The following is a 19,179-nucleotide window of genomic DNA, read 5'->3' on the forward strand; positions in this document are numbered from 1 at the left end:
AAGGGTCCTGAAGGGACGTTGAAGACGACGACGTTGATAGGCCGGGTGTGTAAGCGCAGCGATGCGTTGAGCTAACCGGTACTAATGACCCGTGAGGCTTAACCTTACAACGCCAGAGGCGTTTTGGTCTGAGAGACCGAAGAAGAATTTTCAGCATTGTTCACCGGATTACGTCCAGTGGATTTTGTGCTGTGACAGGGCGGCACGCGAGACGACGTGAAAGAGCATACACGAGTATGTGACTGAGCGGCGCGAGCGGGGCAACGCAGTCAGAGCGCGAAAGACGCGGACGAAAACAGAATTTGCCTGGCGGCAACAGCGCGGTGGTCCCACCTGACCCCATGCCGAACTCAGAAGTGAAACGCCGTAGCGCCGATGGTAGTGTGGGGCCTCCCCATGCGAGAGTAGGGAACTGCCAGGCATCAATTTAAGACCCCTAATCGGGTCGTGACCTTCCCGGTGACGCGGAAAGGGCGAAATACCTGAAATCAGCGACGGTCTGATATCAGTACAGAATCGGTGGAGCGGTAGTTCAGTTGGTTAGAATACCTGCCTGTCACGCAGGGGGTCGCGGGTTCGAGCCCCGTCCGTTCCGCCACTTAAATTGAGAAGCCCTGACTGTGAAGTCAGGGCTTTTTCATGTCCGCTAAAAACCCGCCATTGTTGAGTAAAACGCAAAATTCCTCTGCTCATAAGCGGATTTTTCAGCAACAATAATCCTGCCACAATACGCCTCATCGCAACATTCAACGTAATGATGAGGAAAACATGACAATCCCCGCTTTTGGTTTAGGAACATTTCGTCTGCAGGACGATGTCGTTATTCATTCAGTGAAAACCGCACTGGAACTTGGTTACCGCACCATCGATACCGCACAAATTTATGAAAACGAAGCTGCCGTAGGTCAGGCTATTGCCGAAAGCGGCGTGGCACGTGATGAGCTGTTTATCACCACCAAAATCTGGATTGAGAATCTCGCCGCCGACAAACTGATCCCCAGCCTGCAGCAGAGCCTGGCGAAACTGCGTACCGACTATGTCAATTTGACGCTGATTCACTGGCCATCGCCGGGTGCAGCGGTATCGGTCAAAGAGAGCATGCAGGCATTGATGGCAGCGAAAGAGGCGGGTTTGACGCGTCAGATTGGTATCTCTAACTTCCCGATTGCCCTGATGAAAGAGGCCATTGCCGCTGTGGGCGCAGAGAACATTGCGACCAACCAGATTGAGCTGCACCCGTTCCTGCAAAATCGCCAGGTCGTGGACTTCGCGAAACAGCAGGGCATTCATATCACTTCATACATGACGCTGGCGTATGGCGAAGCGTTAAAAGAACAGGTGATAAAGCAGATTGCGCAGAAACATCAGGCCACACCCGCGCAGGTCGTCCTGGCGTGGGCACTGGCACTGGGTTATGCCGTGATCCCCTCCTCAACCAAGCGTGAGAACCTGGCCAGCAATATGGCGGCGCAGGAGCTGACGCTGGATGCGGACGACATGGCGCAGATCGCCGCGCTGGATCGCCAGCAGCGTCTGGTCAGCCCGGAAGGCCTGGCACCAGACTGGGATTAATTCTCCCATGCATCAGCCCTGCACGCGCCAGGGCTGATCTCTGACCCACTCGCTGAGAAAATCAATAAAGGCCCGCACGCGCTGGCTCACCCCTAAATCGCTGTAATACACCGCATTAAAAGGCATCTCAACCGGTACCGACTGGTGCGCCAGCACCTCAGCAAAAGTGCCCGCCGCAATTTCCGCATTCACCATAAAGTCCGACAGGCAGGCGATACCCTGATCGTTAAGGCACAGCTGCTTGATCGTCTCTCCGCTGTTTGATGACATCGCCGCGTCAATTTCATACAGATCGCTGCCATTAGCCGACACGGGCCAGCGATTGAGACGAGGCGTCTCGACAAAGCCGAGGCATTGATGCTGTGCCAGCGCCTCCACCGACGCCGGCGTACCATATTTCGCCAGATAAGCTGGCGTAGCGACCATTTTACGATAGCTGGTGAACAGCAGCCGGGCACGCAGCGTGGAGTCGGTTAAATCTCCGGCACGAATAGCGACATCCACTTTACGATCGATCAGGTTGATAAAGCTTTCAGAGGAGATTAGCGATAGCGTGACCGCCGGATAGCGCTCGCGAAAGGGTTTAATCATCGGCATCAGCAGGTTAAGGATCACCGGTGTTGCCGCGTCGATGCGCAGCACACCCTGTGGCGCCTGCTGGCGCTCAATCAGCTCATTCTCTGCTGTCGCCATCTCAAGGATCAGCCTCTGTACGCGCCGGAAATAGAGTTCGCCTTCATAAGTCAGCGCCAGCTGACGGGTGGTACGCGTCAGCAGCGACACGCCAAGCTTGTTCTCCAGCTTCTTCACCGTGCGGCTCACCGCTGAATTGGCCATCTGTAACTGCTCCGCTGCACGGCTAAAACTGCCGCTTTCCACCACAGCGATAAAGACTTTTAACTCCTCTGAAGATGCCTTCATTATGCCTCCTCAGGCAAAAGTTTATTGTTACTTTGCTTCTTTTTGTTATTAAAGCACGAGTCGATAATGACGCCCATCAAAACATTATTGGGAGTCAACCATGCCACTTGCACTCTGGGCGCTGACCATCAGCGCCTTCGCTATCGGAACCACCGAGTTTGTTATCGTCGGGCTGATTCCGACCATCGCTGAACAGCTCAGCATTACGTTACCTTCTGCCGGGATGCTGGTATCCATCTACGCGCTTGGCGTAGCCGTCGGCGCGCCAGTGCTCACCGCCTTAACCGGCAAGCTGCCGCGCAAGCAGTTGCTGATGGGTCTGATGGCGCTGTTTACCGTCGGTAATCTGGTGGCCTGGCTGGCACCCAACTATGAAACGCTGGTGATGGCACGTCTGCTGACCGGACTGGCGCACGGCGTTTTCTTCTCCGTCGGCTCAACCATTGCGACCAGCCTGGTAAGCAAAGAGAAGGCCGCCAGTGCGATAGCCATCATGTTTGGCGGCTTAACCGTGGCGCTGGTCACCGGCGTACCGCTTGGCACACTGATTGGTCAGCATTTTGGCTGGCGTGAAAGTTTTCTGGCGGTTTCTCTGCTGGGCGTGATTGCACTGGTCAGCAGTATGATACTGGTACCGCGTAACATCGCACAGCCGCCTGCCACCTCCCTGGCACAGCAGGCCGCGGTGATGATCAATCCGCGGCTGTTGCTGATTTACGCGATTACGGCGCTGGGCTACGGTGGCATCTTTACCACCTTTACCTTCCTGGCACCGATGATGCAGTCACTGGCCGGTTTCTCGCCGACCGCCGTCAGCGGCGTGCTGCTGGGGTACGGTATTGCAGTGGCGATCGGGAATATCTGGGGCGGCAGGCTCGCCGATCGCCGCGGGGCGGTACCGGCGCTGACGCTGATTTTTATCGCGCTGGCCATTCTGTTAGTGGTATTCCAGTTCACCGCCAGCATGCATTACCTCGCGCTGCTCACGGTGCTGGTGATGGGCGTCTTTGCCTTTGCTAACGTACCTGGCCTGCAGGTTTACGTGGTGCAAAAGGCTGAACACTATGCGCCAGGCGCAGTTGATGTCGCGTCAGGGCTGAATATCGCGGCCTTTAATATTGGCATCGCACTGGGTTCAACCGTCGGCGGTCACATCGTGGAACATTACGGTCTGGCGCACACGCCATGGGTGGGTGCCGTCATCGTGTTTGCGGCTCTGCTGCTGGTCCGCCTCAGTGGCCAGCTGGATAAGCCGCGTGCGGCAGCCATCATTGAATAAGCCGCACAACAGCCTGCCGTATGGTGGGCTGTTGCCGTTGCTGGCTGTGAGGCGAATTCCGACAATCAATAACAGCAATTGAAACCCCGCGCTAAAATCCCTATAACAGTCAGGTGAAGTTGTAGTCGTAAATCAGCCAGGCGGGACAGTGCGAAAAAAAACTTATGCAATGCGGTATGTAGCAGGTCAGCCTGCTGAGCGGATTTTTCCGCCAGGGGCGATGCTGCATCTTGGGCAGGCGTTACCGCCCGGTGCACCGCTGCCAGCCGACCCAACCCTGCGCGTGCTGGTGTGGAATATCTTCAAACAGCAGCGGGCAGACTGGATGTCAGTACTGCAGGGCTTCGGTAAAGATGCCCATCTGGTGCTGCTACAGGAGGCGCAGACCACACCGGAACTGGTGCAGTTCGCCACCAGTAATTATCTGGCGGCCGATCAGGTACCGGCCTTTGTGCTGCCGCAACACCCCTCTGGCGTCATGACGCTGGCTTCTGCCCATCCGGTCTACTGCTGTCCGCTGCGTGAGCGTGAGCCGCTACTGAGGCTGTCTAAATCCGCTCTGGTCACTGCCTATCCGCTTCCCACCGGCGAAATGCTGATGGTGGTCAACATTCATGCGGTCAATTTCAGCCTCGGCGTTGATGTGTACAGCAAACAGCTGGGGCCGATTGGCGAGCAAATCCAGCATCATCGCGGGCCGGTGATCATGGCCGGCGACTTCAATGCCTGGAGCCGTCAGCGTATGAATGCGCTCTACCGCTTTGCCCGTGAGATGGCGCTGCGCGAAGTAAACTTTACTGATGATCATCGACGCAAAGCCTTCGGCCGCCCGCTGGACTTTGTCTTTTACCGCGACATGAAAGTCAGCGAGGCGTCGGTGCTGGTGACGCGTGCCTCTGACCATAATCCTCTGCTGGTTGAATTCAGTCCCGGCGCGGCTAAACGTTAAGCCAGGCGCGGCGCGCCAAAGGCGAATGATTCACAGCGCTGAAGCGCATCCTGCTCAATAAACCACTTCAGACCGCTACAGGCATGGCGCAACGGCGAAAATAACGAGGTTTACGCGTGAGTGTGTCTGACTGCGGGAAAGGGAAAAGGTAAATAATGAAAAAGGCTGACAAAAGTCAGCCTTTTCGGTGCATCAGGTATCGGGTGTTGCGCTATTCTTCACAAACAGCGTCAGCTTGTCGCCGGGCTGAATGTCTTTAGCGTCACTGTTCCAGCGCATCACGTCTTTGGTGTTAACACCGTGACGTTTGGCGATACTGGCAAAAGAATCACCCTTACGTACACGGTAGGTGATGCTGTTGCCGTTATCCGCCAGCTGCGACGCGCCAGCTTTGCTGCCAACGGTCAGTGTCTGACCGATGCGTACTGACGCACTGCGCAGGTTATTCTGCTGCTTCAGTGCACTAACGCTCACACCAAGCTTACTGGCAATGCCCGATAAGGTGTCGCCTTTGCGAACCTTATAGCTATTGCCTGCAGCGCTGACTTTCGCCAGCTCGCCGGGCTGTACCGCAGCAATATCACCGGAAGCCAGTGAATTGCGCAGCTGAGCCACGTTGGACTTAGGCACCATAATATAGTGCGGTCCGTTTGGCGCGGTGGTGCCGTTTTTATACCCGGCATTGAATGTCTTCAGCTTGCTGAGCGACATACCGGCCATATCTGCGGCCTGCGTCAGTTCAATCTGCTGTCCCACTTCAACGCGAGCCAGTGCACGGCTCTCATTCGCGGTTGGCAGCTTAATACCGTAACGCTTGCTGTTCTTGAGAATATCACTCAGGGCCAGCATTTTAGGTACGTAAACCGTGGTCTCGCGTGGCAGCGATAAATGCCAGAAGTCGGTCGGCTTACCGCGCGCCTTGTTCTGTTTCATCGCCTTCAGCACACGCCCTTCACCGCTGTTATAGGCGGCGATGGTCAGTAACCAGTCACCGTCAAACATGCCGTTCAGACGCTGCATCATATCCAGCGCAACTTTGGTTGAGGCCACCACATCGCGGCGTCCGTCATACCATTGGTTCTGTTTCAAACCATAGTTTTTGCCCGTCTGCGCAACGATCTGCCAGATGCCAGCGGCATTCGCAGAAGAGGTTGCGTGTGGGTCAAAAGCGCTCTCCACTATGGGTAGCAGTACCAGTTCCATCGGCATTTTACGTTTCTGTATCTGCTCGACAATCCAGTACATGTACGGCTCTGCCCGTAATGTTACATCGTGGAGATAGCTCTTATTTTTTAAGTACTTTGTTTTTTGTTCGCGGATTCGCGGGTTTTCCGGAATCCCCATCTTCAACTCGTCACTAATGTGATTCCAGAGATCAGTGTCTTCTGCGAGGCTGGTTCCATCATCTTGCCAGCGCGGCGACAACAAGCGATCTCCGTACTTTCCATTTTCACCTTGACCAGCTGAAGACAGACTCTGTGCATGCTGTACCGGGATACTGGCGTCATTCCTTGATGCCTGACATCCAACCAGCAAGACCGAGGCGAGTAATATCGCTTTAGCCTTCATGTGTGTGTCAATAGTTCGCTTAAAAGACGAGCAACTATACGTTAGCGACCGGCACAACACAACCAGAAATATCAAAAACGGTCTTTCTTCTCGCGTAGATCGGCAAAAGTCTGCCATAACGGAGCCGACGACACATTAATGCCTAAAGCCTTTTGCAAATCAGGATCTTGCGTACGCAGGAATAAATTTATTTCACGCTCCAGCGCCAGTTTTGTTGGCAAAGTAATGCGATTTTCTGCGCGTAAGTCCTTAATTTGCTGATACCTTGCCAAAATTTTCGGGTCCTGAGGCAGAATAGCCGCAGCAAACTTCATATTGGATAAAGTGTATTCATGCGCACAGCAGATAAGCGTATCGGCAGGGAGTTGATTAAGCGCCTGAAACGACTCAAACATTTGCTGCGCAGTGCCTTCGAATAGTCGTCCGCAGCCACCCGAAAACATCGTATCGCCACAGAAAAGATAAGGTGAGCTGAAATATGAGATATGTCCTAAAGTGTGTCCAGGCGTTGCGATGACGCGGAAATTTAGCCCGAGCAGCGTAAATTCATCACCGTCACTGAGAATAGTGCGCGCGCCTTTATCGGCGGTCTCCTGCGGACCATAAACCTCAAGTTGTGGATAGTGCTCCAGCAGTTCGCTAACGCCGCCCACGTGATCGTGATGATGATGGGTCAGCAGAATGGCCTGCGGCTGCCAGTGATTGGCGTGAATTTTTTCCAGCACCGGCCGGGCTTCACCCGGATCGACAATCAGACAGCGTCCCTGTTCATCGTTCAGTGTCCAGATGTAGTTATCCTGCAACGCGGGAATACTGGTAAGATTCATAAACACCTCTCAGGTCGTAGAAAAAGGAAAATGGTAGAGCATGAAGCCAGCGAAAACACGCCAAATCCTGACTGCGCCGCGCTCCTGGCAGGATATGCCCTGGGGCGACTATTTCCGCGACGCGTTAACCCAGCAACTGCAACCGTATCTCGGCAAGCTGTACGGCTTTCATATGCTTAAAATTGGCAGCCTCAGCGCAGAAATCAATACCCGCCAGTGTGCCATATCGCATCAGGTTAATGTGGGCGATGAGGGCGATGGGCTGCACGTCATCGCCAGCGCAACGCAGTTGCCGTTTGAAGCCAAATCGATTGATGCCTGTCTGCTGGCGCACACGTTGGCCTGGAGCCAGGATCCGCACCGCGTCCTGCGCGAAGTGGATCGCGTACTGATTGATGACGGCTGGATGATTATTAGCGGCTTCAATCCGTTCAGCCTGCTGGGCATCAGTAAAGGCCTGCCCGGATTACAGCGCCGCGCACCGTGGAGCGGACGGATGTTCAGCCAGGTGCGCCTGCTCGACTGGCTGAGCTTACTCAACTATGAAGTGGTGTATCGTACGCGTTTTCAGGTGGTGCCGTGGCACCGCCAGGGCGGCAAGATGATCAGCACGCACCTGCCGGCGCTGGGCTGTCTGAATATCGTGGTTGCGCGTAAGCGCACCTTCCCGCTGACGCCGGGCAAAGTGAAGATGATGCCCGGCAAAACCCAGTTACGGCCAGCGGTCAATGCCACGCGGCAGTTTCGTGAAGCCAGCGATCAGGATTCAACCTGATAGCCAATATCGTCGAGGGAAGGATTGCCGGCAGCGCTACGTGCCAGTTCATCGCAGCGTTCGTTCTCCGGATGACCGGCATGGCCTTTTACCCATTCCCACTGAATCTGATGGGTGCTGAGCGCCGCGTCGAGTCGCTGCCACAGATCAACGTTCTTCACCGGCTTCTTTTCTGCGGTTTTCCAGCCGCGCTTTTTCCAGTTGTGAATCCAGCTGGTGATGCCCTGGCGCACGTACTGGCTGTCGGTGCTGAGCACCACGTCACACGGCTGGGTCAGCGCTTCCAGTGCCACAATGGCCGCCATCAGCTCCATGCGATTATTGGTAGTAAGGCGATAGCCGGCGCTGAATAATTTCTCGTGCTGGCGGTAGCGAAGAATGGCGCCGTAGCCGCCGGGACCGGGATTGCCCAGGCAGGATCCATCGGTGAATATTTCTACCTGTTTGCGCATCTCTGGTAGACTTCCTTCTGACAAAACGCCAAGTCTGACATAAAACGAGTCCTATGAGCACTGCAAATAACCGCCAGATCGTCCTCGATACCGAAACCACCGGCATGAACATGATCGGGGTGCATTACGAAGGACATCGCATCATTGAAATCGGTGCGGTTGAGGTGATCAACCGTCGCCTGACCGGCAACAACTTCCATATGTATCTCAAGCCCGATCGGCTGGTGGATCCGGAAGCGTTCGGCGTACACGGTATTGCCGATGAATTCCTCGCCGATAAACCGACCTTTGCGCAAATCGCCGACGAATTCCTCGATTACATTCGCGGCGCGGAGCTGGTGATCCATAACGCTTCGTTCGACATCGGCTTTATGGATTACGAATTTGCCATGCTGCAGCGCGACATCGGTAAGACAGAAACCTTCTGTCAGATCACCGATAGCCTGGCGATGGCGCGTAAAATGTTCCCGGGCAAGCGCAACAGCCTGGATGCGCTGTGTAACCGTTTCGAGATCGACAACAGCAAACGTACGCTGCACGGCGCTTTGCTTGATGCCGAGATTCTGGCCGAAGTGTTCCTCACCATGACCGGCGGCCAGACCTCGCTGGCGTTTTCAATGGAAGGCGAGCAGAGCAATCAGGTGGCAGGCGAGCATATACAGCGCATCGTTCGTCCGGGCGCCGGCCTGCGCGTGGTTAGCGCCAGCGATGAAGAGATAATGGCGCATGAGAGCCGGCTCGATCTGGTGCAAAAGAAGGGCGGCAGCTGCCTGTGGCGCGCCTGAAGCCGCTGATTTTGCGTGGAAAAGCGTCGTTAAGCTGAAAAAAACGGCAAACGAGAGATTCCCCTGCAAAAAGCGTTGACGAGGGATGAGGCTGCCATTAATATGCGCCTCGTTCCCGACGGGGAACAAAGCGCGGAGCGGTAGTTCAGTTGGTTAGAATACCTGCCTGTCACGCAGGGGGTCGCGGGTTCGAGCCCCGTCCGTTCCGCCAATCTCTTTAAAGAAGCCGATGCAGCAATGCATCGGCTTTTTGCTTTTCTAAATCATACCCATCTGGCGTACGGTCGCCATTCATGGCGACCGCCAGCGCATTAATCCTTCTGTACCGCCACTTCCGCACGATAGGTGGCTTGCGGCACCTCACGTTCGGCGCGCGCCAGCCAGCGGTAGCAGCCAGCGCCCAGCGCCACGCCGATGAACCAGCTGAAGTTTGCCACCGCGTGCAGGGACGGAATAAAGCTAATCACCAGACAAATGCCGACGGAAGGCAGCAGTGCAGCAATCGCTTTCGGATTGAAACCGCCGCGATACCAGTAGCGGCCTTTTGGCGTATCGTTGAACAGGTCATCAACGTACACCTTGCTGCGTTTAATCAGGTAGAAATCGGCGATCAGAATGCCAAACAGCGGCCCGATAAACGATCCCAGCACATCCAGCGTGTAGTGAATCAGCTCCGGTGACTGGAACAGATTCCACGGCGTCAGCAGCACTGAACCCACGGCGGCAATCATGCCACCGGCGCGGAAGCTGATCTTCTGCGGTGAGCAGTTAGAGAAATCAAACGCTGGCGAAACGAAGTTCGCCACGATATTGATGCCGATGGTGGCGGTAATCATGGTCAGCAGCCCGATAGCGACCGCTACATCGTTGCCTACCATGCTCACGGTTTCAATCGGATCGGTGATCATTTTGCCAAACAGCGACTGAGTACCCGAGACAATGACCACGGTCACAATCGAAAACAGCAGGAAGTTGAACGGCAGGCCCCAGCGGTTGCCGCGGCGAATCTCACCCATGCTTTTGCCGTAGCGCGAGAAGTCACCAAAGTTGAGCAGCGGGCCGGAGAAATAAGAGACCACCAGCGCGGTCGCGGTAATCATCTGCCAGGTTTGCTCGCCCGCGCTCAGTGATTTACTGGCGAGGGTGAAGGAGATACCGTCAAAACCGGTTTTGTATACAATCCAGCCCGCCAGCGCCACCATCACCACGTATACCGCCGGACCGGCGATATCGATAAAGCGTTTAATCGCGCTCATGCCGTGCCAGAACACCATCGCCTGCAGCAGCCACATGACGCCGAAACAGCACCAGCCAAGCTGCGACAGGCCGAGCCAGCTGCTCTGCGTCATGCTGCTTAACGACGGGTAGAACTTCAGCAGCACCAGCATCAGCGCATTCGCCGCCAGATAGGTCTGAATGCCGTACCAGGCGAAGGCGATCAGCCCGCGAATCACCGCCGGGATGTTGGCCCCGAACACGCCAAATGCCTGACGCGAAATCACCGCATAAGGCACGCCGGCCATCTGGCTCGGCTTTGCCACCAGGTTAGCGCACAGCTGCACGATGCAAATTCCCACCAGCAGACACAGCAGCACCTGCCAGCTGGCCAGACCGAGGGTGAAGAAGCTGGCCGCCACCACATAGCCCCCCATGCTGTGCACGTCCGACATCCAGAACGAAAAAATGTTGTACCACGACCAGTTCTGGTTGCGGGTCGGCGCCAGGTCGTCGTTACACAGACGCGGGCTGTAATGGGCGTTGGCTTCAGAGGCCACCGCAGAGGTCACTTCAGAATGATTTGGCATGAAACCTGCTCCTCTTAACTTCATGGAAAAATAATGACAGCGTGAAACGGTATTGCAGGATCCAGGCCAGAATTGATTTCTTGTATACAAAAAATGAATTTCACGTATACGATGTCTGCATACAGTCACTTGCCGGAGCGGGTAATGAAGAGTGAAACAGGCCAGAAAACGGCTGCCGATCTGAATGACAGAGACGAACCTATCTATCAGGCATTGCTGAACGCCATCGTGGAGCACCAGCTGCCGCCGGGCAGCAAATTGCCGGAAGAGGCGCTGTCGGAGGTGTTTGGCGTCAGCCGCACCGGCATTCGTAAGGTGCTGCAGCGCCTCGCGGCGGTGCAAATGATCACCCTGTCGCCCAGACGTGGTGCACAGGTGGCGACGCCGGGCGTGGAGGAAGCGCGCGACATCTTCGCCACGCGCAGCCTGCTGGAGTGTGCCAATCTGCCGGCGGTGCTGGCGCATCTGCAGCCGCCGCATCTCGCCGCGCTGAGTGGCTTAATTGCCGACGAGCAGCAGGCGCACCAGCAGCACGACGGAGCCGCTGCCATCCGTCTGTCTGCGGCTTTTCATATCCAGCTGCAGGCGATTTCCGGCAACCAGGTGCTGACTGACATGGTGACGCGCCTGACGCAGCGCTCCTCGCTGGTGATCGCCGCTTACGGTGCACCGTGGCAGCGCGGCTGTCGTTGCGATCATCACGATCGGCTGGTGGATCTGCTGCGGCAAAAAGATCTGCCGGCGTTAACTACGGCGCTGCAGCATCACTTCGAACATATCGTCGCCAGCCTGCACTTTGAACGCAGCGGCGAAACCCTGCCTGATTTCACCCGGTTATTTGCCGGTCATAAAGGAGCGGCATCATGAGCCTGATCCAGGTGATCAACCCGAATACCAGCGCCGCCATGACGGCGACCATCGGTGCAGCGGCGCGCGCCGTGGCCGCACCTGGCACGGAGATTGTGGCGGTGTGCCCGAGCGAGGGCGTGCCCTCCATTGAAGGGCACTTTGATGAAGCGATTGCCGCGGTGGGCGTGCTGGAACAGGTAAAACGCGGCAAAGAGCAGGGCGTCAGCGGCCATATCATCGCCTGCTTTGGCGATCCGGGACTGCTGGCGGCGCGCGAACTGGCGAGCGGCCCGGTGATTGGCATTGCCGAAGCGGCGATGCACACCGCGACGCTGGTGGCGACGCGCTTTTCGATTGTCACCACGCTGCCGCGCACGCTGGTGATCGCCCGCCATCTGCTGCAGCAGTACGGATTCAGCCATCACTGTGCCGCGCTGCACGCTATTGATCTGCCGGTGCTGGCGCTTGAAGACGGCAGCGGCGTCGCGCAGGAGAAAGTGCGCGAGCGCTGCCTGCAGGCGAAACGTGAAGATGGCAGCGGCGCGATTGTGCTGGGCTGCGGCGGCATGGCGTCGCTGGCGCAGGATCTGACCAAAGAGCTGGGCCTGCCGGTGATTGATGGCGTCAGTGCGGCGGTGAAAATGGTCGAGTCATTACTGGCGCTGGGCTTTGGTACCAGCAAACACGGCGATCTGGCTTACCCGATTAAAAAACCGCTCAGCGCGGCATTTCAGCACCTAAACTAAGGGCTGGTTGAGGACTGATGACAGGAACTTGCAGAATGAGTGATGTATCTGAAAAGAAAGAGTACAGCTTCAACAAAAACTATCCGCGCGATCTGATTGGTTATGCGGGCCAGCCGCCGCACGCGCAGTGGCCGGGTGAGGCGCGGGTGGCGGTGCAGTTCGTGCTCAATTATGAAGAGGGCGCTGAAAACAATGTGCTGCACGGTGACGCGGGCTCTGAGCAGTTTCTCTCCGACATCATCGGAGCCGCCAGCTATGCCGATCGCCACATGTCGATGGATTCCCTGTATGAGTACGGTTCGCGTGCCGGTTTCTGGCGCATCCATCAGGAGTTTCAGCAGCGCGGCCTGCCGCTGACCATCTTTGGCGTCGCGATGGCGCTGGCGCGGCATCCGCAGATTGTCGAGGCCATCAAAGCCGCCGATTACGATGTGGTCAGCCACGGCTGGCGCTGGATTCACTATCAGGGGATGGATGCCAAAACCGAGCGTCAGCACATGCAGCAGGCAGTGGACGTGCTCACCGAGTTATTCGGTAAAGCGCCCACCGGCTGGTATACCGGGCGCGACAGCCCCAATACGCGGCGGCTGGTGGTCGAGCAGGGCGGCTTCAGCTACGACAGCGATTACTACGGTGACGATCTGCCCTTCTGGACGCAGGTCACCTGTCAGGACGGCACGGTGAAGCCGCATCTGATCATTCCCTATACGCTGGAGTGCAACGACATGCGCTTCGCCACGCCGCAGGGATTCAACACCGCCGAGCAGTTCTATACCTATCTGCGCGATACCTTTGATGTACTGTATGAAGAGGGCGCGACGGCGCCGAAGATGATGTCGATTGGCATGCACTGCCGTCTGCTGGGGCGTCCGGGGAAATTCCGCGCGCTGCAGCGTTTCCTCGACCATATTCAGCAGCACGACAAGGTGTGGGTGTGCACGCGTCAGCAGATTGCCGATCACTGGATGAAGACGCATCCGGCTGCGTAAGCAGCCTTACCTTTCACGGATATCAGGTCGTTTTTGCCCTCTCTTGCCAGGAGAGGGCAACACTCGCGCCTGCGTCAGCTCATCAAACTCACCTGCGCTGCCACGATGCGCCAGCCGCACGGCAGCCGTACCCAGGTCTGCTGCTGACGGCCGATCTTCTCTACGCCCTCGCGGGTGAACTCGGTGCTGCACACCGCATAGTCATCGCCAAAAGTGGTGATGACCGTATTGCGCAGCGTGCGATCGAGCCCCTTTGACGGACGCGCCGCGCGAAAGGCGCGAATCTCGTCAATCCCGTACAGATTCTCTCCGGCACCGAGTCGCACCGTACGCGCATCGTGCCAGAACAACTCGTCCAGCACGGCGACATCATTGCTCACCAGCGCCTGCTCGTAGCGGTAAAACGCGGCGGTGACTTCAGCCAGTATCGCCGGACGATCGATATGTTCAGGTGTCATCTTCAGGCATCCATAAAAGAGGTTTGTGGCAGCGTCACACCCTGCTGCTGCAGTGCCCAGGCGGCGCGCAGCGCCAGCTGTTCGTTAAACGGCGCAGCAATCAGTTGCAGGCCAATCGGTAAGCCGCTGGCGGTGAGCAGCGGTACGCTACACACCGGCAGGCCGAGGAACGAAATCGGCTGCGTCAGCATGCCCATGCTGGCGCGTGTCGGCAAATCCTGACCGTTGATGTGAATGGTTTCCTGGCCGATGGTGGTGGCGGTACAGGGCGTGGCCGGGGCGATCAGCACGTCATAATGGTCGAACAGCGGCAGCACCTGCTGCTGGAAGTGACGGCGGAAACGCTGGGCCTGCACATACCACGCGGCGGGCAGCATCGCGCCAGCCAGCAGGCGTTCGCGTGAATTCGGCTCAAAGCGTTCTGGCTGGGTGCGCAGCGCCGGCAGATAGTGATTGCCGCCTTCCGCGGCGGTCATGATAAACGCGGCCGAGCGCGCCAGTTCGGCCTGGGGCAGCGTCACTTCTTCTGTCGCGCCGAGCGCGCGGGCCGCTACCGCCACCGCCGCGCGCGCCTCATCGCTGCACCAGTCAGCAAAAAAGCCGCCCAGCACCGCGCTGCGCAGCTTTTCGCTGCCAGCAGAGAGCCTGTCACTGACCGGTTCCGCAGGCCGCGCCGCCTGAAACGCATCGCTGGCGTCGCCGCCCTGCAGCGCATCGTAGACCAGACTCAAATCTTCCACCGAGCGGGCAAACGGACCGATGTGATCGAGGCTGGCGACAAACGGATGGCTGCCGCTGCGCGACAGACGACCAAAGGTGGGTTTCAGGCCGAAAATGCCGCACAGCGAAGCAGGCACGCGAATCGAGCCGTTGGTGTCGGTGCCGAGTGAAAAGTGCACCAGCCCGGCAGCGACGGCTGCCGCGGAACCGCCAGATGAGCCGCCGGCCACGCGCGACAGATCGCGCGGGTTGCGGGTGGCACCATAATGGGTGTTCTCGGTGGTAAAGCCGTAAGCGTAGGCATCCATATTCAGCATGCCGGAGAGCAGTGCGCCGCTCTGCTGCAGCTTAGAGACCGCCCACGCATCCTGCTGTGCCACCGGCCGCTCGCTGAACAGGCTGGCGCCGGCAAGCGTGCTGTGACCGGCGACGTCAAACAGGTTTTTTACCGCATAGGGAATGCCAGCCAGCGCCGGCAGCGGCTCGCCGCGCTGACGCTGTTGATCCAGCCGATCGGCTTCCCGCAGCATGCGCTGCGCGGTGACGGCGGTCCAGGCGTTGATGGCCGGGTTATGCTGTTCAATGGCGGCCAGCGTCTGCTGTGCGATGTCGCGCGCGCTGAGATCGCCCTGCGCCAGTGCCTGCTGCAGCTGGCTAATCGATAAGGCTGCCAGCGTCATGGATGAAATACTCCCGCCACTTCCAGGCGATCGTCCAGCGGCAGCGCCATCAGCGGCTGCGCCATTGCGGCGATACGGTTAAACTGCGTCAGCAGCTCGGCGCGGCGCGTGTCGTCCAGCTCCAGCGCCAGAATCTGTTCCATTTGGGCGATATAGGCCGCCCAGTCCGGTTGTGCATTCATGATTGTCTCCGTTAAAAGCCGGCAGCGCTGCCGTTGCTGCGCGGATCAAACGCGCCTTCCAGCATGCCATTGTTGTGTCTGACGATGGCGCCGGCGTGGCCCACCACTTCACTGTATTCAGCCAGCAGTTCGACCTCATGACCGAGCGCGCGCAGCTGCTGCACGGTTTCAGGCGCGATGCGCGCCTCCAGCTTGAGGGAGTCTGAGGATTGTCCCCAGGTGCGGCCAAGCAGCCAGCGCGGTGCGCTGACCGCCTGCTGCAGCGGCTGGCCCTGAATGACATAGCGGGTAAAGATCGCCGCCTGGGTTTGCGGCTGGCCATCACCGCCCATTGAGCCGTACACCAGCGTGCGGCCATCTTTCAGGCGTGCAGCCGCTGGATTGAGCGTATGGAACGGCTGTTTGCCCGGTGCCAGCGTCAGCAGGTGATCCGGCTGCAGGCTGAACGCCGCGCCACGGTTTTGCCAGGTAATACCGGTGCCGGGCAGCACGACGCCGCTGCCAAATTCGTGGTAAATGCTCTGGATAAAGGAGACCGCCAGGCCGCTGCTGTCCATCACGCCCATCCACACGGTATCGCCCGGTCCGCGTCCGGTGCCCCAGGGCGCGGCGCGATCGTCCTGCACCTGCGCCGCCAACGTGCCGAGATGATCGGCATTCAGCAGCGACTGCACATCAATCGCCATGTGACGCGGATCGGTGATGTGTTGATCGCGCAAGGCAAAGGCCTGTTTGGTGGCTTCAACGATGCGGTGCACCGTCTGCGCTTCACTGGCGTCGGCCATCGCCAGACGATCGGTGATCCCGAGGATCGCCAGCGATACCAGCCCCTGCGTTGGCGGCGTCATGTTCCAGATATCGCCTTCGCTGTGCGTGAGGTGCAGCGGCGTGCAGCGCCGGGCGCGCTGCCGGTGTAAATCGTCCAGCGTAATCGGCATGCCGAGCGCGCCCATTTCGCGCGCCAGATGGTGCGCCAGCTCACCGCGATAAAAGCTCTCCAGCCCTTGCTCGCTCAGCACGCTCAGCGTCTGCGCCAGCGCTGGCTGGGTAAAACGACTGCCGGCGGCGGGCGGTGCGCCATCAGGCAGAAAGGTGGCAGCAAAACCGGGCTGATGTTGCAGTTCATGCTGTTTTGCCGCCGTCGCTGCCGCCTGCGAGGCGGTGACCGGAATGCCATCGGCCGCATAGCGAATCGCATCGCGCAGCAAACGGCTCAGCGGCAGCGGCGTCGCGCCCAGTTCGTGCGCCAGCGTCAGCGCTTCCTGCCAGCCGCTGACGGTGCCGGCGACCGTCAGTGCCGCTTTAGGGCCGCGATGCGGAATATGGCTTTCGCCGTGGTAGAAGTCGGGGTGCGCCAGCGAGCCGGCAGCACCGCTGGCATCGATGGCAACCGGATCACCGCTGGGTGGCACCACCAGCCAGAAGCCGTCGCCGCCAAGGCCATTCATGTGCGGATAGACCACCGCGATGGTCGCCGCGGCCGCCACCATCGCTTCCAGCGCGTTGCCGCCTTCACGCAGTACCGCCAGTGCGCTTTCACTGGCAAGGTGATGCGGCGTCACCGCCATGCCCATCGGGGCCATATTGCTTTGAATCATAATGAACTGTTCCCGGATTATTCTTTTGTAGCGGCGCGATTTGGCGCGCTGGATAGGGAAAACAAGCGCAACAAATTGCGCCGCTACCAGTCTGTAGCAATGGTAAAGCAAGAGCCGTTCCAGTTTTGGTGTTACGCCAGCCTGGATCGATTTATGCTAGCTTGTGATGAAACGAAAGTTACAGGACCGATGATGAAACAGCTCGATGAACGCCTTCGCAGTCACTATCCGCAACTGTCGCCGCAGGAGCAGCGCATTGCTGACTTTGTGTTTGACCATTTTGATGATCTGATTAGCTATAACAGCGCTGAGCTGGCGCGGCTCAGCGGCGTATCAAAGGCCACGGTAAGCCGGCTGTTCAAACGCCTCGGCTATGAAAAATACAAAGACATGCGTGATGAGCTGCGCACCCTGCGCCAGAGCGGAATGCCGCTGACCGATAACCGCGACGCGGTGCAGGGCAACACGCTGCTGTCGCGTCATTACAAGCAGGAGATGGCGAACCTGACGCAGTGGGTCAACAGCATTGACGCCCGGCAGTTTAGCGAGGTGATTGCTGCGCTGGGCGCCGCACGGCGGGTATTTATCATTGGTATGCGCAACGCGTATCCGGTGGCGCTGCACCTGCGCCAGCAGCTGCTGCAGGCGCGCGCTCAGGTGCAGGTGTTACCGCAGCCAGGCCAGACGCTGGGCGAAGAGCTGGTGGACATGACGCCGGAAGATGTGGTGGTGGTGATGGCGTTTCGCCGCCGGCCACGCATCATTCGTCCACTGATGCAGCAGCTACAGCAGAGCGGCATCCCGGTGCTGGTGCTGTGCGAACCGCAGGCGCAGGGCATTCTCACCCTGGCGCGCTGGCAGCTGTGCGCACCGCTCGACAGCGTTTCCGCCTTTGACAGCTACGCCTCGGCAATGAGCCTGATCAACCTGCTGGCCAACGCGCTGCTGCACGAAATGCTGTCGCAGGGGCGTCAGCGCATCCATCAGATTGCCGATCTTTACCAGCAGCTCGACGAGCTGGAACACCGCTAAAGGGCACCGTTTTGGTGCTTTGCACCTTTTTTGATCGCGTCTGCTAACGGGGTGATCCCCGTTATGATGCGCCCTTAACCGCCTTAAATCCTCCGCTTAGCCGCTGCGTTTGCTGCCCGTTGTGGTTGGCACATTAGTTGCAAATCAATTTATCAAGAATCTTTTGTTTCACCATTAACTCACCGGGGTGCATAATGAACAAAGTATTACTGGCAGTAGCAGGGGCAGCATTGCTGCTGGCGCAGGCAGGCAGCGCCATGGCCGATCAGCTGCAGGATATCCAGAAGCGTGGCGTGATTCGCGTGGCGGTGCCGCAGGACTTCCCGCCGTTTGGCTCGGTCGGTACCGATCTGCAGCCGCAGGGCTATGACATCGACATGGCGAAATACCTCGCGAAGCAGATGAAACTGAAGTTGCAGCTGGTGCCGGTGACCAGCGCTAACCGCGTACCGTATCTGCAGACCGATAAAGTCGATCTGGTGATCTCCAGCATGGGCAAAAACGCCGAGCGCGAAAAAGTGATCGACTTCAGCCGCGCCTATGCGCCGTTCTTCCTCGGCGTGTTCGGCCCGAAAGGCGAGACGCTGAAAGATGCGGCAGCGCTGAGCGGGAAATCGATTGGCGTGACGCGCGGTGCGGTAGAAGACATGGTGCTGAGCGATGTTGCCCCGAAAGATGCTCAGGTGAAGCGCTACGAAGATAACAATACTACGCTGTCCGCCTATCTCTCCGGTCAGGTGCAGTATGTCGCCACCGGAAACCTGGTGGTCGCAGCGATTGCGCGCCAGAACGCGGAAAAAGCCCCGGTGCCGCAGTTTATGCTGAAAGATTCACCGTGCTTTATCGGCCTGAAAAAGAATGAGCCGGCGCTGAAAGAGAAAGTGAACGCACTGATTGAGCAGGGTATTAAAGACGGCACGCTGAACAAGCTGTCGGAAGAGTGGCTGAAAGCGCCGCTGCCTGCCAACCTCGGCGCATAACAGGAACGGCC

Annotated in this window: 18 protein-coding genes, 2 tRNA genes, 2 rRNA genes and 1 pseudogene; 14 read left to right on the plus strand and 9 right to left on the minus strand. The window is 58.1% G+C overall.

Annotated features, from left to right (window positions below; all coding sequences use genetic code 11):
- From C1Y42_RS00005 to dkgB, 4 genes are all read left to right on the plus strand, one after another.
- Nucleotides 1–106: ribosomal RNA gene (locus tag C1Y42_RS00005) — 23S ribosomal RNA — on the plus strand; the annotation flags it as partial.
- A 199-nt stretch (nt 107–305) separates the two neighbouring features.
- Nucleotides 306–421 (plus strand): 5S ribosomal RNA (gene rrf, locus C1Y42_RS00010).
- A 100-nt stretch (nt 422–521) separates the two neighbouring features.
- A tRNA-Asp gene (locus tag C1Y42_RS00015) sits at nt 522–598 on the plus strand.
- Between the two features lie 170 nt (nt 599–768).
- Nucleotides 769–1,572, plus strand: a complete 804-nt coding sequence (gene dkgB, locus C1Y42_RS00020; RefSeq protein WP_059010976.1) for a 2,5-didehydrogluconate reductase DkgB — start codon at nt 769–771, stop codon at nt 1,570–1,572.
- Between the two features lie 12 nt (nt 1,573–1,584).
- On the opposite strand, the gene yafC is transcribed toward dkgB, so the two are convergent.
- Nucleotides 1,585–2,493 carry a DNA-binding transcriptional regulator YafC gene (gene yafC / locus C1Y42_RS00025; RefSeq protein WP_104092600.1) on the minus strand — a complete coding sequence of 303 codons (909 nt, stop codon included), beginning with the start codon at nt 2,491–2,493 and terminating at the stop codon, nt 1,585–1,587.
- Between the two features lie 100 nt (nt 2,494–2,593).
- Between yafC and C1Y42_RS00030 the strand changes: the two genes are divergently transcribed.
- Together C1Y42_RS00030 and C1Y42_RS00035 are read left to right on the plus strand one after the other, a co-directional pair.
- Nucleotides 2,594–3,772, plus strand: a complete 1,179-nt coding sequence (locus C1Y42_RS00030) for an MFS transporter (RefSeq protein WP_058769322.1) — start codon at nt 2,594–2,596, stop codon at nt 3,770–3,772.
- A gap of 148 nt (nt 3,773–3,920) precedes the next feature.
- Nucleotides 3,921–4,721: an endonuclease/exonuclease/phosphatase family protein gene (locus C1Y42_RS00035; protein ID WP_031279675.1), complete on the plus strand. Its 801-nt coding sequence runs from the start codon at nt 3,921–3,923 to the stop codon at nt 4,719–4,721.
- Between the two features lie 192 nt (nt 4,722–4,913).
- On the opposite strand, the gene mltD is transcribed toward C1Y42_RS00035, so the two are convergent.
- Nucleotides 4,914–6,290 (minus strand): murein transglycosylase D, encoded by a 1,377-nt coding sequence (mltD, locus tag C1Y42_RS00040; protein ID WP_031279674.1) that lies wholly within the window; start codon nt 6,288–6,290, stop codon nt 4,914–4,916.
- A gap of 71 nt (nt 6,291–6,361) precedes the next feature.
- Nucleotides 6,362–7,117, minus strand: a complete 756-nt coding sequence (gene gloB, locus C1Y42_RS00045; RefSeq protein ID WP_021507308.1) for a hydroxyacylglutathione hydrolase — start codon at nt 7,115–7,117, stop codon at nt 6,362–6,364.
- 40 nt (nt 7,118–7,157) lie between these two features.
- Here gloB and C1Y42_RS00050 point away from each other — a divergent pair, with 40 nt between their 5' ends.
- Nucleotides 7,158–7,892, plus strand: coding sequence for a class I SAM-dependent methyltransferase (locus C1Y42_RS00050; RefSeq protein WP_021507307.1), 735 nt, complete (start codon nt 7,158–7,160; stop codon nt 7,890–7,892).
- Here the strand turns inward: C1Y42_RS00050 and rnhA are convergent.
- A pseudogene (gene rnhA, locus C1Y42_RS00055) lies at nt 7,877–8,444 on the minus strand (ribonuclease HI). The gene C1Y42_RS00050 and the pseudogene rnhA overlap by 16 nt on opposite strands.
- On the opposite strand from rnhA, the gene dnaQ reads away from it, so the two are divergent.
- Nucleotides 8,398–9,129, plus strand: a complete 732-nt coding sequence (gene dnaQ, locus C1Y42_RS00060; RefSeq protein ID WP_058776026.1) for a DNA polymerase III subunit epsilon — start codon at nt 8,398–8,400, stop codon at nt 9,127–9,129. The pseudogene rnhA and the gene dnaQ overlap by 47 nt on opposite strands.
- Before the next feature lie 134 nt (nt 9,130–9,263).
- Nucleotides 9,264–9,340 (plus strand) — tRNA-Asp (locus C1Y42_RS00065).
- Between the two features lie 100 nt (nt 9,341–9,440).
- On the opposite strand, the gene C1Y42_RS00070 is transcribed toward C1Y42_RS00065, so the two are convergent.
- On the minus strand, nt 9,441–10,934 hold the full coding sequence (locus tag C1Y42_RS00070) for an NCS1 family nucleobase:cation symporter-1 (RefSeq protein ID WP_104092601.1): 1,494 nt from the start codon (nt 10,932–10,934) through the stop codon (nt 9,441–9,443).
- 144 nt (nt 10,935–11,078) lie between these two features.
- On the opposite strand from C1Y42_RS00070, the gene C1Y42_RS00075 reads away from it, so the two are divergent.
- Genes C1Y42_RS00075 through puuE form a run of 3 tightly spaced genes read left to right on the plus strand, consistent with a single transcriptional unit; the run spans nt 11,079 to nt 13,518 of the window.
- The gene (locus C1Y42_RS00075) at nt 11,079–11,801 is read left to right on the plus strand and encodes a GntR family transcriptional regulator (protein WP_104092602.1); all 723 of its coding nucleotides are present in this window, start codon (nt 11,079–11,081) and stop codon (nt 11,799–11,801) included.
- Nucleotides 11,798–12,529, plus strand: a complete 732-nt coding sequence (gene hpxA, locus C1Y42_RS00080; RefSeq protein WP_021507303.1) for an allantoin racemase — start codon at nt 11,798–11,800, stop codon at nt 12,527–12,529. The genes C1Y42_RS00075 and hpxA overlap by 4 nt, the downstream gene beginning before the upstream one ends.
- Before the next feature lie 35 nt (nt 12,530–12,564).
- The gene (puuE, locus tag C1Y42_RS00085; protein WP_021507302.1) at nt 12,565–13,518 is read left to right on the plus strand and encodes an allantoinase PuuE; all 954 of its coding nucleotides are present in this window, start codon (nt 12,565–12,567) and stop codon (nt 13,516–13,518) included.
- A gap of 74 nt (nt 13,519–13,592) precedes the next feature.
- Here puuE and hpxZ read toward each other — a convergent pair whose 3' ends face one another.
- The 4 genes from hpxZ to C1Y42_RS00105 are packed head-to-tail and all read right to left on the minus strand — an operon-like array spanning nt 13,593 to nt 17,156.
- Nucleotides 13,593–13,976, minus strand: a complete 384-nt coding sequence (gene hpxZ / locus C1Y42_RS00090) for an oxalurate catabolism protein HpxZ (RefSeq protein ID WP_058769325.1) — start codon at nt 13,974–13,976, stop codon at nt 13,593–13,595.
- A gap of 2 nt (nt 13,977–13,978) precedes the next feature.
- Nucleotides 13,979–15,376: an AtzE family amidohydrolase gene (locus tag C1Y42_RS00095; RefSeq protein ID WP_058769326.1), complete on the minus strand. Its 1,398-nt coding sequence runs from the start codon at nt 15,374–15,376 to the stop codon at nt 13,979–13,981.
- Nucleotides 15,373–15,558, minus strand: coding sequence for an oxalurate catabolism protein HpxX (gene hpxX, locus C1Y42_RS00100; protein WP_104092603.1), 186 nt, complete (start codon nt 15,556–15,558; stop codon nt 15,373–15,375). Before hpxX ends, C1Y42_RS00095 begins: the two co-directional genes overlap by 4 nt.
- Nucleotides 15,559–15,569: 11 nt before the next feature.
- Nucleotides 15,570–17,156, minus strand: coding sequence for a gamma-glutamyltransferase family protein (locus tag C1Y42_RS00105; RefSeq protein WP_104092604.1), 1,587 nt, complete (start codon nt 17,154–17,156; stop codon nt 15,570–15,572).
- A gap of 192 nt (nt 17,157–17,348) precedes the next feature.
- Between C1Y42_RS00105 and hpxU the strand changes: the two genes are divergently transcribed.
- Both hpxU and C1Y42_RS00115 read left to right on the plus strand, forming a co-directional pair.
- The gene (gene hpxU / locus C1Y42_RS00110; protein WP_021507298.1) at nt 17,349–18,188 is read left to right on the plus strand and encodes a MurR/RpiR family transcriptional regulator HpxU; all 840 of its coding nucleotides are present in this window, start codon (nt 17,349–17,351) and stop codon (nt 18,186–18,188) included.
- A gap of 194 nt (nt 18,189–18,382) precedes the next feature.
- On the plus strand, nt 18,383–19,168 hold the full coding sequence (locus C1Y42_RS00115) for a transporter substrate-binding domain-containing protein (protein WP_031279673.1): 786 nt from the start codon (nt 18,383–18,385) through the stop codon (nt 19,166–19,168).
- The last annotated feature ends 11 nt before the right edge of the window (nt 19,169–19,179 follow it).

The organism is Pantoea sp. ICBG 985 (assembly GCF_002928365.1).
Lineage (GTDB): Bacteria > Pseudomonadota > Gammaproteobacteria > Enterobacterales > Enterobacteriaceae > Pantoea > Pantoea dispersa.

Bases quoted from the DNA above. Each gene is read 5' to 3' on its own strand.
- C1Y42_RS00075 (WP_104092602.1), top strand. From the start codon at position 11,079: ATGAAGAGTGAAACAGGCCAGAAAACGGCTGCCGATCTGAATGACAGA.
- yafC (WP_104092600.1), bottom strand. From the start codon at position 2,493: ATGAAGGCATCTTCAGAGGAGTTAAAAGTCTTTATCGCTGTGGTGGAA.
- C1Y42_RS00070 (WP_104092601.1), bottom strand. From the start codon at position 10,934: ATGCCAAATCATTCTGAAGTGACCTCTGCGGTGGCCTCTGAAGCCAAC.
- dnaQ (WP_058776026.1), top strand. From the start codon at position 8,398: ATGAGCACTGCAAATAACCGCCAGATCGTCCTCGATACCGAAACCACC.
- mltD (WP_031279674.1), bottom strand. From the start codon at position 6,290: ATGAAGGCTAAAGCGATATTACTCGCCTCGGTCTTGCTGGTTGGATGT.
- C1Y42_RS00105 (WP_104092604.1), bottom strand. From the start codon at position 17,156: ATGATTCAAAGCAATATGGCCCCGATGGGCATGGCGGTGACGCCGCAT.
- hpxU (WP_021507298.1), top strand. From the start codon at position 17,349: ATGAAACAGCTCGATGAACGCCTTCGCAGTCACTATCCGCAACTGTCG.
- C1Y42_RS00115 (WP_031279673.1), top strand. From the start codon at position 18,383: ATGAACAAAGTATTACTGGCAGTAGCAGGGGCAGCATTGCTGCTGGCG.
- dkgB (WP_059010976.1), top strand. From the start codon at position 769: ATGACAATCCCCGCTTTTGGTTTAGGAACATTTCGTCTGCAGGACGAT.
- C1Y42_RS00050 (WP_021507307.1), top strand. From the start codon at position 7,158: ATGAAGCCAGCGAAAACACGCCAAATCCTGACTGCGCCGCGCTCCTGG.
- C1Y42_RS00030 (WP_058769322.1), top strand. From the start codon at position 2,594: ATGCCACTTGCACTCTGGGCGCTGACCATCAGCGCCTTCGCTATCGGA.
- hpxZ (WP_058769325.1), bottom strand. From the start codon at position 13,976: ATGACACCTGAACATATCGATCGTCCGGCGATACTGGCTGAAGTCACC.
- puuE (WP_021507302.1), top strand. From the start codon at position 12,565: ATGAGTGATGTATCTGAAAAGAAAGAGTACAGCTTCAACAAAAACTAT.
- gloB (WP_021507308.1), bottom strand. From the start codon at position 7,117: ATGAATCTTACCAGTATTCCCGCGTTGCAGGATAACTACATCTGGACA.
- hpxA (WP_021507303.1), top strand. From the start codon at position 11,798: ATGAGCCTGATCCAGGTGATCAACCCGAATACCAGCGCCGCCATGACG.
- C1Y42_RS00095 (WP_058769326.1), bottom strand. From the start codon at position 15,376: ATGACGCTGGCAGCCTTATCGATTAGCCAGCTGCAGCAGGCACTGGCG.
- hpxX (WP_104092603.1), bottom strand. From the start codon at position 15,558: ATGAATGCACAACCGGACTGGGCGGCCTATATCGCCCAAATGGAACAG.